Origin of the sequence: Hymenobacter mucosus (genome assembly GCF_900188255.1) — a bacterium.
In the GTDB taxonomy this organism is placed as follows: domain Bacteria; phylum Bacteroidota; class Bacteroidia; order Cytophagales; family Hymenobacteraceae; genus Hymenobacter; species Hymenobacter mucosus.
In genome coordinates, this window is the sequence record NZ_FZNS01000004.1 from 305199 (window position 1) to 320765 (window position 15567).

A 15567-nucleotide genomic window follows, 5' to 3' on the forward strand; every position below is an offset into this window, starting at 1 on the left:
TTGAAACCAACAACTTCTACATCGCCCTCTGCGATGAAGCCCGCACCCAGCTGCAGTTTGCGTATTACGTAGACCAAAACAGCCAAAGCGACCAGCCGATGATGGCCCGCCCGTTTTCGTCGGGGGTATCAGAATATATTATCCGGACCGGGCGGCCGCAGTTTCTACTGCGCCAAGAGCTGCAGGACCTCATTAGCAGTGGCACCATCACGGCGTATGGACTAATGCCAGAAGTAATGCTGTGCTCACCCTTGAGCATTGGCGAACGGATCATTGGCGTAATTGCCGTGCAGGACTACCAAAAGGCCGATGCCTACGCGGCAGCCGATATTGAGATTCTGCACTTTATCTCGAACCAGGTGGCCTTGGCCATTGAGCGTAAGCGCAATGAAGTTCAGATTCAAAAGCAAAACGCCCGTCTGAACGCAATTTTCGAGAGTGGCTCCCACTTGATGTGGTCCGTAGATACTCACTCCCGCTTATCATCCTTCAACCGCAATTACGCGGCCTATTTCCTGCGCCGCAACGGGGTATACCCTGCCCTCAACATCAACCTCTGGCAGGCCGACTTGGCCTTGATGGAGAAAGAAGCGCGCGATGCTTTCGTAGAAAACTACCGGCGGGCCTTCCAGGGTCATCCGCAACGCTTTGAGGTGCGCCTGCGCGACGCGCGGGGCCAGGATAGCTGGCGCGAGATTTATCTTAACCCCATTTACCTCGACGATGGCTCATTCGAGGAAATATCGGGCATTGCGCACGACGTGACCGATAAGAAACGCTCCCAGCTGGAGCTGGCGGCGCAAGAAGAGAAGTTCCGGGCTATCTTTGAGTCGTTCCAGGATGTGTACTACCGCACCGATGAAAAGGGCCTGCTAACCTTGGTGAGCCCGTCGGTACAGGAAATGCTAGGCTACGAGCCCGACGAAATTACGGGCACCGCCATTACCGACTACTACCTCTACCCGCATGAGCTGAACGCTTTGCTGGAGAGCTTACAAAATACCCGGGAGGCACGCAACTTTGAGCTAGCCATGCGCCACAAAGACGGGCACGCGGTAAGTGTGCTGGTAAATGCCCGGCATGTGAAAAACGGCGGCGGTACCGAAGGCATCGGGCGCGACATCACCGAGCTGAAAAAGATGCAGGACGACCTGCGGGCCGCCAAAGATGAAGCTGAAGCAGCCCTGCACGCCAAAACGCAATTCCTGGCCAACATGAGCCACGAATTGCGCACGCCGATGAATGGCATCATTGGCATGATTGACCTGCTGCACCAGACGGTAGCATCGGAGGAGCAGGAAGAATACGTTGACACCCTGCGTAAATCGTCGGATGCGCTGCTGGCCATTTTGAACGACATTCTGGACCTTTCCAAAATTCAGGCGGGCAAGCTGCAACTCAGCGAGGCGGGCATCGACTTGCACTATACCCTCGACAAAATTCACTCTTTGTTTGCTAATCGGGCCAACCAGAAAGAGCTGCACTTCACCTACCACATTGCTCCGAATACGCCGCGCTTCATCATTACCGATGAAACACGCTTGCTACAGATTCTGAGCAACCTCACGTCTAACGCCATTAAGTTTACGGCCCAGGGCTCGGTGAGCATTCAGGTTTCTTCGGTGGCAGTAACTGGCTCAGAGCATACCCTGCGCTTTGCCGTCTCAGACTCGGGTATAGGCATCTCGGAGGAAAACGAGAAGCTCCTGTTCACCAACTTCACCCAGCTGGATACCACGCCCACGAAAGCCTTCGGGGGTACGGGCCTGGGGTTAGCCATCAGCAAACAGCTAGCCGAGCTGCTGGGAGGCGAAATTGGCGTAACCTCAAACGTAGGGCAGGGCTCCACGTTCTGGTTTACCATGTGCTGCCAGGTAGCCTACAACGAGGAGGAAATTGTGCAGGAGCGCCTCACGGCCCGGGAAAAAGCCCAGGAGGTAGTTCGCTTCGATACTGCGCCGCGCGTACTGCTCGTCGATGACAATCCTATCAACCAGCAAGTGGCATCTCGACTACTGGATAAGCTGGGCTGCGACGTGGATGTGGCTCACGACGGCTTTGAAGCCATCAGCAAGGCTACCCACCAGAACCGCTACGAATTGATCTTCATGGACATCCAGATGCCGGAAATGGATGGCGTAACGGCCATGCGTGAAATTCGGCAGCGCTTAGGAGACCAATGTCCGCCGGTTGTAGCCATGACGGCCTACTCCATGAAGGAGGACGCCGAGCGGTTTGTGCAACAAGGCATGGACGACTACGTGTCGAAGCCAGTGAAAAGCCAGGACCTGTATACGGTGCTCCGGCGCTGGACTACGGGCCGCAGTAGCGTACTGCTGGCTACTACTCCCGTAGATATTGCCGACGACAGCCCCGCCCAGGAGCCCCTAGAGGCCCCAGCACCACCTGCGCCCGAGGGCATTGACTTGGCCATTCTGGAACAATTGCGCCAGTTGGGCGGCGGCGAGTTTGCGGCCCAACTCTACCAGGATTTCGAGCAGGAAGCCGGCCAGCTCCTCGATGAAGCTGCCGTATTAGTGAACGACGGGCAGTATCAGCAGATCTTGCCTCACCTTCACCAACTAAAAGGCACTGGCTTTACTTTGGGCATTAACTCACTGGCGGAGTGCGCTAAAAACTTGGAACATGATCTGAAGAATGGCCGTTTTGAAGGGATAACCCAGGATTTCCAAACCTTGCTGCGTTATTTTGCACAATTTGCCGCCGAATATCCGGGTGTCACTCAAGCGCCTTGATTTGCGTAGGTAAAGAACTTGCTTGTCCTGTACTCCCTTCTCACAATCCAACCCTAATTACCTGCTACTATGGCTGATCCTAAAACGATCCTGATTGCGGAGGATAGCTCCGTTATCCTGAACCTAACCAAAAAAATTCTCGAAGGACAAAAGTACCGGATTGTATCGGCAAAGAACGGCGGCGAGGTCCTGAAACAAGTTGAAGGACAACCAATTGACTGTGTTCTAATGGACATCAACATTCCGGTGAAAGACGGAATGGAATGCACCCGTGAAATTCGTCGCCACTCGGACCCACGCATCGCTCAGATTCCGGTAATTGCTATTACGGGCAATGCCAACAACTATTCCATGGAGCAATTCCGCGAGGCGGGTGTTACGGACTACTTACCTAAACCTCTGGATTTTGACGCCTTGGTGCGGGTAGTAAAACAGTACGTAGGCTAAGCCAGAAGCTGGATATGAGAAGTGAGCGGTGAGCTTTCTCCCCTAGTACCCACGTATTGTATACCTCACTTTTCGCTGCTCAGCTCTACCTTCTGAACATGGATATTACCTTCCTCGGTACGGGCACCTCGCAGGGGGTGCCCGTGATAGGGTGCTCTTGCGCGGTGTGCCGCTCAGTAGATTACCGCGACAAGCGCCTGCGCGTGTCGGTGCATTTGCAGGTACAAGGCAAAAGCATCATCATCGATTCTGGACCTGATTTCCGCCAGCAGGCATTGCGCGAGCAAATTGATCATTTAGATGCGCTGGTGTTCACGCATGAGCATAAAGATCATACGGGAGGGCTTGATGATATTCGTGCGTACAACTTCCGCCAGCAGCAGGATATGCCGGTGCACGCCGAACCACGCGTGCTTGATCAACTTCGGCGTGAGTACTCCTACATCTTCGCGGAGCACAAGTACCCTGGCGTTCCGCAGGTCGAGGTTCACCCTATCATAAGCGACGATAGTAGCTTCTGGGTTGAAGGAGTAGAGTTTCAGCCCATTCGGGCACTCCACTATAAGCTACCCGTCCTGGGCTTCCGCGTGGAGAATTTCTGCTACGTAACGGATGCCAACTACCTTTCGCCCGAGGCGCTGGAACGCATGCGTGGCTCCGAAGTGATTGTGTTGAACGCATTGCGACACGAGGAGCATATTTCGCACTTCACGCTGGCAGAAGCTGTTGCTATCCTCGAAGACTTAGCGCCTTCCCGGGCGTACCTTACGCACATTAGCCATCAGCTAGGCCGCCACCGGGAAGTAGAAGCTGAGCTGCCCAGCTTTATTCGGCTGGCGTATGATGGGCTACGGATTTCGTTATAGCCTATAAACGGGTTGTTGCTTCCGTACTAGTTAGGCTTTGTGATGCGGATAGTGACCGTAATATCTTCCTTCTGGGGCTCCTCCCGAGAATACTGGTCTAAGTTGTAGCGCGTGTACTGCACAACGTAGCGGCGGCCGTTGGCCCGCACACTGGCCGTATCAGTCCACGCCGGGTTGTAGGTATGCACAACTTTGCCTAGTTGGCGTAGCTCCTGAACTTGGCCTTGCGCGTCAGTAATCTTTACAGTGGGCCACACGAAATCGGCTATGAAACAGCGCACATTCTTTGGGCAAAAACTGTAGCTCAAATCGGTCAGCTGCACCGTTAGCTCTGGCTGATTTGCGGTGGGTACTAGTGCCTGCTGGCGGTAGCGCAAATCTACGTCCTGGTCGAAGGCCGCCGTCACGGTTTCGGGTATGCGAGGTTCCTCCTCCCCTTTCTTACAGGTTATCAGGCTTAAACCCAGGAGTGGCAGTAGTATATACTTCTTCATAGCACGCGGCTGACATCTTACCAATAGGAGGCTGTGTTGGAGAGGATGCTGCATAGCGAAAAGGTTGCATACGGCAGCCGTACACTAGGCCCTTCTGACTGAACATGGCAGTTGCCCGTACGTGCTACTTTTATCCTTTCCCTTTGTTTGCTTTTCACAGAGCAGGCTAGTCTTGATTTATCACGCATGCATACCAACTATTACTTTCTGCGGCAACTAGCACCAGCCCTTACACACCACCTAGTTGGCTACCGAGTCGTCACGTGTTTCTCGCAGGAAAAAGATGAACTGGTAGTTGGCCTGACGAACGGTGCAGCTGAGTTTTGGCTGAAAATGCACTTATCGGCGGCAATGCCTATGCTAGTGCTGCCAGAATCGTTTCACCGGGCCCGGCAAAACTCCGTAGATCTGCTCCCAGACCTGATGGGTCAGGAAGTAGCCCAGGTTGATCCTTTCCCCCAGGACAGGGTACTGCAATTTCGGTTTCAAAGCGGCGCTACGCTGCTGCTGAAGCTGTATAGTACCCGGCCTAATGCTGTATTTCGGCTCACGCCCGAAGCTCCGGCCGAGCTGTTTCACCAGCGCTATACCGCCGATGCCGAACTGCACGCCTTGCCAGCAGAGCAGATAGCCCATGCATCTGGCACTGCTGCCACACCACCTGCACCTGATCCGCTCAAAGCCTACCCTGCTCTTGGCGACATACCGCTCCGCTACTTACGCGCCCACGGCTACGACCCCGCTCCCGAGGAGGTGAAGCGGCGCCTTATACACAATGTAATAGCCCAATTAGAGAAGCCCGAGGCATTCTATATTACAAAGCTAGATGGCCGAACTCGCCTGACACTCCTACCCGTGGGGGAAGTGGAGGCTACGCTTCCCGCTACGGACCCAATCGGGGCCCTACGTCGGTTTGTGCCACTGCTGCTGGGTAGGAAGGCTTATGAGTTGGAACTGCGCCAACTGCGTCAGACGCTAGAAAAACGGGCCGACGAAGCGGCAATCAGTGCTCAAATGGCTCGTCGCCGTTTGCACGCGCTGGAAAACACGGTGGGCTACCGCCAAACAGCAGACCTAATCATGGCCCACCTGACCCAAATTCCGGCCGGGGCTACCCAAGTAGAGGTAGTAGATTTTTACCAGGACAGCCAACCACGCATTATTAAGCTGAAGGCCACGGAAACCCCGCAGCGCACAGCCCAGAACCTGTATCGGAAGGCGAAAAATCAGCAAATAGAAACTACCGAACTCGCGGCCCGAGCTGAACGGCGCGAAGCAGAAGCCTTCTGGTGCTTGGAGCGGCTAGAGGAACTAGCCGAACTCCCCCCCGAATTGCGCGCGCTCCGGCAGTGGCGTAAGCAGCACGCCCTTGACCCAGTTACGACTGCAAAAGCCGCGCAAGAGTTGCCTTTTAAGGTGTTTGAGGATAGTGGCTTCACTATTCTGGTAGGCCGCAACGCTCAAAACAACGACCTGCTCACTCAACGCTACGCCCACAAAGATGACCTGTGGCTGCACGCCAAGGATGTTACGGGCTCCCATGTGGTCATTCGGCACCGGGCTGGGCAAGCCGTACCCGCACCCGTGTTGGAACGCGCGGCTCAGTTAGCCGCCTGGTATTCGCGCCGCAAAAACGATTCACTCTGCCCAGTTACCTACACGCCCAAGAAATTTGTGCGCAAGCCTAAGGGCGCCATTGCGGGCCAAGTAGTAGTGGAACGGGAAAATGTGGTATTAGTGGTTCCAAACAACCCCTTCGAGAAGAATGGCTAGCCCTAGCTTGGGTAGCTAAGCAAAACAGCCGGCTTCCTACGTAGGAAGCCGGCTGTTTTGCTTAGAGTGCGCGCGGGGAGATTCGAACTCCCACACCCGAAGGCACCACCCCCTCAAGATGGCGTGTCTACCAGTTTCACCACGTGCGCAGATGACGGCAAGCACTCTTTCTATTCAAGCGAAAACCAAGGCTTTCGGATTCACTGAGGCGGCGAATCGAGGACAAAAGTAGGGGGCTACTAGGTGCTACGCAAGTAGCAGCAGGTATTTTTTCTCCTCTCCTGCCCGTCTGCGCGGCACCACAATCTGTTTCCGGCTCAGTATCAGCCTACCAGGCAATCTGTGCTGGCTTAATAGAAGTGAAAATATTTTTCAACGGATGTGCTTTCTTCTACTCATCGCGCCTTTTCTGAGCTAACTCATGCCAAACGACTAAGTGAACTGCTGCTTGCTACTATTATAGCCTGCCGAATAAGTGCCGCGGGGTTATCGTACTTGCACAAAACACAAAACGGCCTTTCCTAGTGAGGAAAGGCCGTTTTGTGTTTTGTATAGCCTGGATTGCTTACTCGGCGCGGGCTAGCGGGGTATCCACCACGTGCTCCGACACGAACCATACTTGCAGTTCGTTTGTGCGCATCACATTGCTCACTACGAGGTCGTTGGTGCCGTCGTCGCCGGCATCGTCCGCCTTCTTGGCGTAATCGTGGCAGTTTTTCAGGATAATTTGGTGGGCTTCCAATAGGCGCGATACCTGTACGGGCGCCTCCTCCCGGTCGCGGGGTGGACGGGGAATGATGGTAGTTTCGGCAATATCGGCTGCCATGGCTAGGGCCACACCACCCAGGATCTGAATGCGCTCGGCAATCATGTCAATCAGGGCGTCCTGTTCTTCATAGTGCTTGTCGAAGAGCAGGTGCAGTTGGTAGAAGGTGGGGCCTACTACCTGCCAGTGGTGCTTTTTGTACATGTCGCGGATGGAGCACGTGTCAGCTAGTAGCTGGTTTAGCATTTCCACGCTTTTCTGGCGGGTATCAGCATCCAGCCCGATGGGCAGGCGCTGCGACACAGTGCCATATTTCTGCAAGGGAGCAGGAGCATCAAACTGCTGGTTCATGATGGGCTGAACGCTAACAGCAGACTTTTCTTCAGAAGCTTGTTTAGGCGCTTTGGTAGCGGCCGGAGCGGTTTTGGCGGTGGTCTTAGCCATAACAGGAAAGAGGAGGTGTATGTAGCAGGTAAGGGCACTACCGGAAGTAGTTGCCTGGCATTTCATACGTACAATACCGGCTCAGGTTAGCTTGTATTGTTGCACTCACTAGTACTGGTGCGCCAGTGGCTAGTATGTTACTAGGGGGCGCTGGGCAGCGCGGCAGCTAACCGCACCCGCAGAATCCCGTTATTGCTGTCATAGTTCTCACCTCTCTTCTCTACAACTATGCCTTTCCCTTTTTTCGGCGACGATAAATCTACCGTGGCCCGGCTACTGAGCACACTGCCCCAGACGGGCCGCTTGGAATGGATTGGGCTACGTCCGGCACGACGGGAACCGCTGGTTTCAGTGGCAGAGGCTACCGTGGCTACCGACCGCAACTTGGTGGGCGACCATGCCCGTGTAAAAGCGGGTGGCAAACGGCAAATAACCTTGCTACAACATGAATACTTGGCGGCGGTAGCTAGTTTTATGGGTTTTGCGGACCCCGTAGACCCAGGGCGCTTGCGCCGCAACTTGGTAGTTAGCGGCGTAAATTTATTGGCCCTCAAAAACCGCCGTATTGCTATTGGCGATGAGGTGGTACTGGATATTACGGGTGAGTGTCATCCCTGCTCACGCATGGAGGAAGAACTAGGCCCAGGTGGCTATAACGCCATGCGCGGACACGGTGGCTTAACCGCCAGAATAGTACAGGGGGGCATTATTCGCGTGGGAGACACAATACGGGCGCTACCCTCAGAAGATTAATCTGCTACCTCTGGCTTAGCAAGTAGAGTAGCTTCGCACTTGATAGCTGTATTCAGCAGCTTTGAAACCGGGCAGTTTTGCTGAGCATCGGCGACCAAATTCTCAAACGTACTGGCATCTAAACCAGGCACAACGGCTTCCAATTTAAGGTTGGATTGTGCAATGAGGCCTTCATGCAGTACAATTTCGCAACTGGTAATAATATGGCTGGCCGCGTAGCCAGCTACCTGCAGGTTGAAGGCCATTTTCATGGCTAGGCACCCTGCATGAGCGGCAGCAATAAGCTCTTCTGGGTTAGTTCCAATACCATCGGCAAAGCGGGTAGCGTACGAGTAGGAAGTATCAGTAAGAACTGTACTAGGTGTGGTTAACACGCCGTGTCCATCCGTGCCTTTTCCTTCCCAACGAGCAATGGCCGTGCGCTTTATAGACATAGGACAAAAGTATAGTGTATTGTTCAGTTGAAAACACTACGCTTAGGAACAATGTTCAAAAGCGGGTACTCACTACAAATAGCACACTTTTTATTTACATTATCTACCACTCCAGATGGCCTTTCCTTAATAACCTCCACCCCTTATCTGTGTGCAGGTAAGGCTGCCCAACAAAACCTCACCACAACTACTTACTATCTAGCAACTTACTTGATGCAGTAACTAAATCTTCATTTTTTGCACTTCTATTCGAACCGTTCACTTTTCTAATTTCGTAAGCACAAAGTAAAGCGTCCTGCTGTGCTCCTTTACTAGCATTCTGTATCGGCAGTCAACAGGACGTGACATGCGCAATTATACCTATCTCGCTTACCCTGCGGCTTGCACCGACCCAGGACCCACTAACAGTGTTTTTAGCCTAAATTCTGATTTGTATGGAGCCTAAACCCACATCGGCTTTGCCGGCTACTACGGTAGCACTTCTGTTGCTTTCCGGAGGACTACTCACCCTGCCTGCTTTTGGCTTGGCTATGCACCACAAGCGCACGTCTCGCACGGCCGTGGGGTGCTCATCTGATGCTTACAATACGTTTGCAAATCCTTTTTTACGGCACCGACGACACCGACCATAGGACGACGAAGCTAACGAGCAGAAAAAAGGGACGGTGAAGCCTCGCACTTCACCGTCCCTTTTTTCTGCTCGTTAAATGCGCTGCTACGCACCATCCATACGCACAATGCGAGGCGTAAACGTGCCGAGTACATCGACTAGGTTAGTCTGGCTCTGCATCACAGCGTGGATGTCTTTGTATGCCTGAGGGGCCTCATCCACGCCCCCACCAATGAGCTCTATGCGGTGCTCCTGCAAGTAGCGCCGCACCTCCGCTTCGCCCAGTTCCTGCTTGGCCCGGGTGCGCGACATGGCGCGGCCCGCTCCGTGTGAAGCCGAGGCTAGCGACGTAGCCTCCCCACGCCCGCGCACAATAAAGCCGGGAGCCGTCATGGAGCCGGGAATGATACCAAGAATCCCCGCCCCCGCCGGAGTAGCGCCCTTCCGGTGCACTACTACCTCCCGACCATCGGCTAAGCGTTCTTTCCAGGCGAAATTATGGTGGTTTTCCACTTTTGCCAGGGGCCGCTCACCCAAGGCTTTGGCTAAGCGCTGGTGAATTTGGTGGTGGCAGGCCGAGGCGTAGTCACCGGCTAAGTTCATGGCGGCCCAGTACTCTTGGCCAGCTTCGCTTTCCAGCGAAAGCCACGCCAGGTGCTGCGCTTCGGCGGGTAGTTGACACACATCCTTGGCCAGCTTGGTATAATGGTTGGCCACGCTAGCACCAAGCCCTCGGGAGCCGGAGTGCGAAAGCAGTCCAACGTACTGCCCCACAGGAACACCAAGCTCATTTTGAGGGTCTAGGATATCTACAATACCCCATTCTACGAAGTGGTTGCCCGAGCCGGAGGTGCCAATCTGCTCGGCGGCGGTTACCTGCTTGTTGCGCAGAAAGCCGATATCCTGAAACTCGGCGCGTTCTAGCACCGCGTGGTCTAGCTTCTGGCCACGCTGAAAACCTTGGCGGTTGCCAAAACGGGTATTGTCGAGCAAGAGCTTGCGCAATTCTGCTATCCGCTGCTCTAAGTGCTTAGGCGGCAATGCAAACACGGATAAAGCCATTCGGCACCCAATGTCTACGCCCACGGCATAAGGAATAACAGCGTTGTCGGTGGCTAGTACGCCGCCAATGGGCAAGCCGTAGCCGTGGTGGGCGTCGGGCATCAGGGCCCCGGCTACCGTCACGGGTAGCTTCATGGCCGTTTCCATTTGGTGGATGGCGCCTTGGTCAATGTACTCGGGGCCAAAGACAGCGTAGGGCTTGCGCTCCGCCAAGGCAATGTGCCGACTAGGTGGCGGTAGTAAGGCCGCGGCCGTATGGCTCCAGTCGAGGTGAGTAAGGAAATTGGATGGATCGGCCAGCAGGCTTTGCAAAAGCGCAAGCTGGTCGGTTTGAGACATTTTTTTGAGGTGCTTGCGCTGCAATTGCGCTAGCGCAAGTCCAATGGCACGGCCTTCTGGGAAACCCAATTGACGAAGGTCGTTGCCGCGTAATTGATTGGCCATAAAGATGGTTTTTGACGTTAATAGTGGGGTTGCGCACGACTTTGGAGCAATAAGTGCCCCGCGCAAGCGGTGCAGCTACGCACCCAGCGAACCAAAATCGAAGGAGCGCGGGCCGACGGCATCCAAAGCAGGCGAAACAAGAAAACGGAGCGATACCAGACAGGCTGCCACGTGGGCTTTTCAGACGAAGCATAGCAGCTCTCGACCACTCTTTCCGCTTTCAACTCTTGAAACTCTTTATCTAACGGGGCAACACACGCACAGCCTCCTGTGTGCTCTAACCGCCTGATCTACTGCCCTAAGGCAGGTAGGACTCGAACCCACGACCCCACGGTATCTGACGAAGTATGGCAGTGCTACGGCACCCATTAGAAAAAGACAAACTGCGTGGGGCAACAAGCGCCGGGCCAATCCTGCTCTACTACCTGAGCTATGGTAGCCACCGAAGCAGCCACCAGTGGGACTCGAACCCACGACCTGGGCATAACGTGCGAAGTAGGGCCTGCCTACGACACCCACGCAGAAATCACGATAATCAGGGTAAAAACAAAGGGTATAGTAGTTAGCGCAACTATCCATTTCGCCACCAGCCGCCGTAGCAGCCGGGCGGGGCTCAAACCGCAACCTATCTAGGACTAGAACCGAAATGCTACCCTGCTACGACACTTGATTCTATGGAAGTACGTAGGAAACACTCCTTGCCAAGGCAACATATGCTAGCGGTAACCACCACCTGGTATGCTACCACATTCATGAAAGGGGCAGACTGATACGATTCAAACGTACAACACGAAGGAACGCGTAGCGACGACACCCGGCAGCGTAGTATTTCCAGCTGAACTCACCTTGATGGGGCAACGGGCGGTGGGCGTATCAGCCACAGCAAAGGCTGTAGCTGGGGAATTGAACCCTAGGAAAAACACGTGTTTTTCTTCAACCAAGCGAAGTAGCGCCTACCTACGGCACCGAATCAGGTGAGTCAGCTGGGGTTGGAACGGCTGCCGGAGCTCAATTGCCCCGGCGGTAGGCCGTTCCGGCCGACGGCTGCCAGTAGGGGTCAGCCGCCTTCCCAAAGTCTACAACGAAAAATTAGTCATGGTATTGAGTTGTAAAGACGCAAAAAATGCTTTTTAGTTACGGTAGAGGTAGTTTTCTCTTACTACTTAGGCGTTCAGGTCACCTATACCACCAGCGCGGAGGCTAGGGCATCCTGGAAAGCCTGTAGCACCCCGTGGGGCGGCTTCGGGTCGAAGATGGCGAAGTCGAGGCGGCGGAAACGGCCACGAATGGTTGGTTCGGCCAACGCCTCGGCAAACAGTTCGGCCACTTGAACGGGGTCATTGGCGAAGACTCCGCATCCCCAGGCGCCTAATACCAAGGCCTCTATACCATGGCGGGCGGCCGTAGCCAGCACCAACCGCAACCGATGACGCATCACGGGCACTAGTTGAGGTAGCAGGTGCGGGGAGTTCCGGCGTAGTGCCCCGGCGTTTACGGCTGGCGCCGTAATGATGTCGAGCAGAAAGGGCTGGGGCAGCCACTCTCCCGCTTCGCCCCGGAAAACGGGCACTCCGGGCGAGTACACGAGGTAGTCGCTGTAGAGACCAGTGCTATCGGGGCGGGCATTGTATGTGTACATCTCCGGGAACTGGGTCAGACAGGGATACAAACCCGACGACCGAGCCAGGCTTTCTTCCTGGGCCTGACTTCCCCCCAAAAAGCCTCCGCCAGGGTTGCGGGCCGAGGCAAAGTTCAGGCAGCCCACGCGCCCATATTCCTTGCTCAGGGCTGCCGCTGCTTCTAGGGTAGTAGCCTGGTACACGCGCACTTCCGCCGGGCGGGTGGTTGCCGCCCCATCAAGCTCTTGCAGCAAGGAAGGCACATCATTGGGGCGGTAGAGGTAGCTGCCGGTTTGGGCAGCACGCTGAATTGCAGCTAGCACCACGGGCGGGCCAGCAGCAGTTTCATAGAGACCTTGCGCCAATGCCGCTAGGGTGCTGTGGGCAATGCGCTGGCGTATTTCACGGTTCATGGTGGGATTAGTAGGTAGGACAGTTGCCCGGAAGTGGCAGTAGCTTTTCTGGTTTCAGGCCACTTCCGGGGCCGCTTTATATGGGTTACAAATCAATTGCTTCAATGTGCATGAGGGCAGCGCCACCGTTTTCCAGGGCGGTCAGCACATCAAAAACTTTATCCGACCAGCCGGCACTCAGAGCCACGCCCTGCCAGCACCAGGGGTACCGAGCGTAAGTGGAGCTGCTCCCGGGCGTACACGGCTAGGCGGGCCACAAACTGCGGGTCGTTTTGGGCAACCAACTCCCGCAAGCGCGACAAATGGGTATCGGCAGTTTCATACCACTGATTTTGCAAAGCCGCCGTGGCTACTGCGGTGTACAGCTCCAAGGCAGGCGTGAGGATATAAGCCGCCGCGCCAGCGTGGTTTACAGTATTGGGTTGCGGAATGGATGAAGTAGTATTGAAGCGCATAACAGGATTTCGTTTTGGGCAGGAGGATGGCAGGCTAGTTACACGTACTTCGACAGCATCAGCCGGGCTTCTGACTGCCAGCGGTTCACCCAAAACCGCTCGTCGTCGGCTAAGGGGCGGTTATATTTGCCGCGTGCTTGCACCACTACCCGCTCCGGTGTTACCTCCAGGGTAATGGCTCGAACGCCATCCATGGTGAGGGAAAAGATGCCACAACGACCTCGCAGGCAGGAGTGCAGGTAGGATGCTACGCAGTGCTTGAGCGCCTCTCCCTCGTCTATTAGCTGTCCGAAAGTGGTTAGCTGAGTAATACGAATTCGGTCTTTGTCGCCCCCCCTAAAGTTGGGCAAGGGCAACCCAGGCCAGGTGGTAGTTAGGGCCGGCCCCGTGTTCTGGTGGCGACGCAAGCGGGCCAAGCCGCGGTGCCAACGCTCCGTTTGGGCTAGCACGCTATGCATGGAGCGACCTTTGAGCGAGAAGTTCGGTTGGGCGGGTTCCTGCCCCACTCCTACCGTGCGCTTGGCGTGAATCCAGTCGCAGACGGGGCCGAAGTGGTGGGGGTCAACAAGGGGCGTTGCGGTGAAAAAGTCCACTACTCCCAGCCAGAAGTTATCATCGGGCAGTAGCTCCCGCCCCAAGCGCGACTCCAGCACCGGCCCAAACCACTCTAAGGCACCACGAGCGGCAAGCTGAGCGTAGCGTAATGCTTCCAAAACGCTGCACCCATCGGGTGCTTGGCGCATTTCGTGCTCCAGTTTCTTGGTGAGCAGCACGGGGAGGCCGCTAAAGCTGCGCAGGGAACGACCACTGCCCAGGTGTACGGCCAGCGCCGGAATGTTCAGGTCACTGTCTTGCAGTTTACCAGCTACCCAGGCGCTCAGCACCCAGGCGGGCACATCACCATATTCATCGAAGAGGTGACGCAGCAGGCTTTCTAGCTGCCGGTACACATTCTTAGATTTTGGTTGCCACTCAGCCAAGTCCCGGCGGCGGTACGCGTAGTGCTCCACCAGCGCGCCAAGGGCTTTAGCTACTTCGGGGCGCCCTAGTAGCTCCGTGCGTTTTTGGGCCAAGGTTACCAGTATGTGGTAAGCTTGTTGTCGGGCTTCTGCTGGCTGGTTGACGGCGCAGGCTTCGTATAGCTGCGACAAGCTGGCGTTCGGGCCAAAGAAGCTGTAGACCTCCGCCGGCGTAGGCTGATTGAACAGGTATTCTACCTGCCGAACCTGGGACCATTTGCGCCAGTCGACGTGCTGGGCTAATGAGACTGCACTTCGGGGTGTGTGTTCTCCCTCCCAGCAAAGAGATTTATTTCGGTTTGACATAGTACAGGGCTCCCGCCCGTTGCGGGCAGCCGGGGAAGTGAAGGATAAGGAGTGCCCGCCTTATATTCTGCGGGCTGATAACTGTCGGATGTTGCTTTAGCTAGCAATAAATCCTGCGGCTGCGCATAGGCAGCACTGTAAGTAGATAGACGGAACATGTCGTACATTTTTCTCGATTTTAAATGTGTGCAAAGCATAATAATTAATTAACATAGCATAGTTTTCCCTCTACGAATAAATTTATTTTTATTCGAATAACGAATAATAAAAAAGCCCGACTCGTTTTCGGAGACGGGCTTTTTCAGGATAGGTCACGAAGAATTATCTACGTGAATTGTCCAACGAAAAATTCCGGTCACAGCCCTCCTCCTCACGGCGAATACGCCGCTTGTCTTGGAGCTGGAATAAGATGCTATTCAGGTGCGAATGCATGACCGTGGGATGCGTAAGGGAGTTGAAAACAAACGCCCCGAACCGTGCGGGGTTCGGGGCGTGGAAGTTTCAGGAGAAAAAGCCTGCTACTACTTAGCTATACCGAACCACGGAAGAAACCCACGGTTTCATCGCGTATTGGCAAATTGAAAAGTTAGTGTGGTCTAGCATGGCTTGTGTTGTTTAGTGGGACAAATATGAAAGGAGTTTTTTGACCTTCCAAATTATTTATAAAATTTTCTGAATATTTTTTTCAACACGCATTAATTTCTCAATTCTAACACCTCTTCTATACTGCTCACCCTACCACGTAGTTTCCTCTAGCATGTTATTTAATTTAATCTCATCGTAATAATAGAAATAGATAAGAGAGCAGCATTTTTAATTATGGCCGTTTCTCTTGTGCCACTGCACCTATTCCCGAATAGCCGCACCGCAACTAGGCCTAGCCACCCAGGGCGGGCAGCTGGTACG

At 54.6% G+C, this 15567-nt stretch carries 12 protein-coding genes, 1 tRNA gene and 1 pseudogene; 6 read left to right on the plus strand and 8 right to left on the minus strand.

What is annotated here, in order from left to right:
* Positions 1-8 precede the first annotated feature (8 nt).
* From CHB83_RS11260 to CHB83_RS11270, 3 genes and pseudogenes are all read left to right on the plus strand, one after another.
* A pseudogene (locus tag CHB83_RS11260) lies at positions 9-2756 on the plus strand (PAS domain S-box protein); the annotation flags it as partial.
* A 69-nt stretch (positions 2757-2825) separates the two neighbouring features.
* Positions 2826-3203 carry a response regulator gene (locus CHB83_RS11265; protein ID WP_089332689.1) on the plus strand — a complete coding sequence of 126 codons (378 nt, stop codon included), beginning with the start codon at positions 2826-2828 and terminating at the stop codon, positions 3201-3203.
* A 98-nt stretch (positions 3204-3301) separates the two neighbouring features.
* Positions 3302-4069, plus strand: a complete 768-nt coding sequence (locus tag CHB83_RS11270; RefSeq protein WP_045687292.1) for an MBL fold metallo-hydrolase — start codon at positions 3302-3304, stop codon at positions 4067-4069.
* 26 nt (positions 4070-4095) lie between these two features.
* Here the strand turns inward: CHB83_RS11270 and CHB83_RS11275 are convergent, their stop codons facing one another.
* Positions 4096-4563 (minus strand): hypothetical protein, encoded by a 468-nt coding sequence (locus CHB83_RS11275; protein ID WP_089332690.1) that lies wholly within the window; start codon positions 4561-4563, stop codon positions 4096-4098.
* A 186-nt stretch (positions 4564-4749) separates the two neighbouring features.
* Between CHB83_RS11275 and CHB83_RS11280 the strand changes: the two genes are divergently transcribed.
* Entirely contained in the window at positions 4750-6336 is a 1587-nt protein-coding gene (locus CHB83_RS11280; protein WP_089332691.1) for an NFACT RNA binding domain-containing protein, read from the plus strand.
* A 67-nt stretch (positions 6337-6403) separates the two neighbouring features.
* On the opposite strand, the gene CHB83_RS11285 is transcribed toward CHB83_RS11280, so the two are convergent.
* Both CHB83_RS11285 and CHB83_RS11290 read right to left on the minus strand, forming a co-directional pair.
* Positions 6404-6485, minus strand: a tRNA-Leu gene (locus CHB83_RS11285).
* A 416-nt stretch (positions 6486-6901) separates the two neighbouring features.
* Positions 6902-7546, minus strand: a complete 645-nt coding sequence (locus tag CHB83_RS11290) for a Dps family protein (RefSeq protein WP_082455634.1) — start codon at positions 7544-7546, stop codon at positions 6902-6904.
* 228 nt (positions 7547-7774) lie between these two features.
* On the opposite strand from CHB83_RS11290, the gene CHB83_RS11295 reads away from it, so the two are divergent.
* A complete protein-coding gene (locus tag CHB83_RS11295; protein ID WP_089332692.1) occupies positions 7775-8299 on the plus strand; it encodes an MOSC domain-containing protein in 525 nt (174 codons plus the stop codon).
* On the opposite strand, the gene CHB83_RS11300 is transcribed toward CHB83_RS11295, so the two are convergent.
* On the minus strand, positions 8296-8733 hold the full coding sequence (locus CHB83_RS11300; protein WP_089332693.1) for an OsmC family peroxiredoxin: 438 nt from the start codon (positions 8731-8733) through the stop codon (positions 8296-8298). The genes CHB83_RS11295 and CHB83_RS11300 overlap by 4 nt on opposite strands.
* A 434-nt stretch (positions 8734-9167) precedes the next feature.
* Between CHB83_RS11300 and CHB83_RS23530 the strand changes: the two genes are divergently transcribed.
* Positions 9168-9365 carry a hypothetical protein gene (locus CHB83_RS23530; protein WP_143437118.1) on the plus strand — a complete coding sequence of 66 codons (198 nt, stop codon included), beginning with the start codon at positions 9168-9170 and terminating at the stop codon, positions 9363-9365.
* Between the two features lie 83 nt (positions 9366-9448).
* On the opposite strand, the gene CHB83_RS11305 is transcribed toward CHB83_RS23530, so the two are convergent.
* The 4 genes from CHB83_RS11305 to CHB83_RS11320 all read right to left on the minus strand — a co-directional run bounded on the left by CHB83_RS11305 (position 9449) and on the right by CHB83_RS11320 (position 14661).
* Positions 9449-10849 (minus strand): RtcB family protein, encoded by a 1401-nt coding sequence (locus CHB83_RS11305; protein ID WP_089332694.1) that lies wholly within the window; start codon positions 10847-10849, stop codon positions 9449-9451.
* Positions 10850-12029: 1180 nt separating this feature from the next.
* The gene (locus CHB83_RS11310) at positions 12030-12881 is read right to left on the minus strand and encodes a TIGR02452 family protein (protein WP_089332695.1); all 852 of its coding nucleotides are present in this window, start codon (positions 12879-12881) and stop codon (positions 12030-12032) included.
* A gap of 158 nt (positions 12882-13039) precedes the next feature.
* Positions 13040-13336, minus strand: coding sequence for a hypothetical protein (locus CHB83_RS11315; protein WP_089332696.1), 297 nt, complete (start codon positions 13334-13336; stop codon positions 13040-13042).
* Between the two features lie 38 nt (positions 13337-13374).
* A complete protein-coding gene (locus CHB83_RS11320; protein WP_089332697.1) occupies positions 13375-14661 on the minus strand; it encodes a PcfJ domain-containing protein in 1287 nt (428 codons plus the stop codon).
* Between the last annotated feature and the right edge of the window lie 906 nt (positions 14662-15567).